Source organism: Paraburkholderia tropica (assembly GCF_914484835.1).
GTDB lineage: Bacteria > Pseudomonadota > Gammaproteobacteria > Burkholderiales > Burkholderiaceae > Paraburkholderia > Paraburkholderia tropica_A.
The window spans coordinates 200-1,531 of sequence record NZ_CAJZAR010000019.1 but is presented as its reverse complement, the minus strand read 5'-3'; the positions used below and the strand labels follow the sequence as shown (position 1 = coordinate 1,531).

Here is a 1,332-nt window from a genome sequence, read left to right as displayed (position 1 = left end):
CGAAACCGTCGATCTGCGCTTCGGGATCTTGCTCGCGTGCTTCGAACAGCAGGATTTCCTGATCCGGCTCCTGCAAACCCGCCTCGTCCGGCACGATGCGCCAGCGACGGAACGTCTCGTGTTCGCCGCTTTCGCGGTCGATGTGCACGCGGATGTCCGCATCCTCGTCGAAGAGTTTCTTGGAGGCCGACGCAAGCGCCGCTTCAAGGGCGGCGAACACCACGTCCTTGTCGACATTCTTCTCGCGTGCCAGCGCATCCACCAGCATCAACACTTCGCGACTCATTGTTTGCGGCTCCTAAAGTCAACTTTGGGGATCAGGCGGGCTTTGTCGATGTCCGCGAGCGTGAAATCGAGCATCGCAGGCCCCGCCTTCCCTTCGAATTCCAGACCGATGGTTTCGCCTTCCGGGGCATGCACGATGCCGCGGTACGATTTCCGTCCGTCCAATGGCTTTTTCAACGTGATAACCGCTTCGCAGCCCGCGAAGCGTTCGAAGTCCGCCAGCTTTTTCAGCGGCCGGTCGAGGCCGGGCGACGAGACCTCAAGACGTTCGTAGTCGATGTTCTCGACAAACAGAACGTGTTGCAGCTGACGCGTGACCTTCTCGCAGTCCTCGATCGCGATACCCGCGGGCTGATCGATGTAGATGGCCAGCATGCCGCGCCCGGTGCGCTCGAGGTCGACCAGCTCGTAACCGAGCCCGGTGACCGTGGTTTCAATCAGTTCCGTCAGTTGCACAATGCCCACTCCAGATATTCGCGCAGCGAGCCGGCAACTTCCTGTTCCTGAGAGTCAAACGGGATTCGCGGGCCGCGCGCCAGATGAGCGCGCGCTCTTGCACCTACTTGCGCGTGACCCAGATGATGCTCCACCTCGATGTGATGCCCGGCGATGTGCGCCCGGTTCTGCTGCCCGGGGGGTATCGATGCCTGCGCGACGGGTGTATTGGACTACTTTTGCACCGCACATCGCGCACTGAACGCTTACTGCACCGATCACTGCACTATCACCACATCGATCACATTCGGCCGAAGCAAAAAAAAATGGGCGAAACGCCCATCTTCTCACTTAGCCAGGTGGTCGCACCTGGGACGCAAATAAAAGCCGCACGCCCAGCGACTCCAAGATTGTAGCCTTTTTCCGGCTCTAACGCAAACCACGCAAGGCGAACGGCCATGCGTTATGCACGGAATATGGGCTGCTCAGAGGCGTTTTCAAGGCGTTTTGCGGCGATTTCCGCACTTTACGCTGCGGACCGCGCGACGACTGTGACGCGGGCGAGTGCTCGTCTGTCATACGCGTGTCGCATTCGCGCGACGGTCACGCCGG

The 1,332-nt window shown here is 60.1% G+C and carries 2 protein-coding genes; both read right to left on the bottom strand.

Going from position 1 to position 1,332, the window contains the following annotated elements:
- Positions 1–286 (bottom strand): NusA N-terminal domain-containing protein (locus tag LDO54_RS39150; protein WP_436975470.1); only part of this gene is annotated, 286 nt, incomplete at its 3' end.
- Positions 283–741: a ribosome maturation factor RimP gene (gene rimP, locus LDO54_RS01905; RefSeq protein ID WP_065061251.1), complete on the bottom strand. Its 459-nt coding sequence runs from the start codon at positions 739–741 to the stop codon at positions 283–285. The genes rimP and LDO54_RS39150, both read right to left, overlap by 4 nt.
- Between the last annotated feature and the right edge of the window lie 591 nt (positions 742–1,332).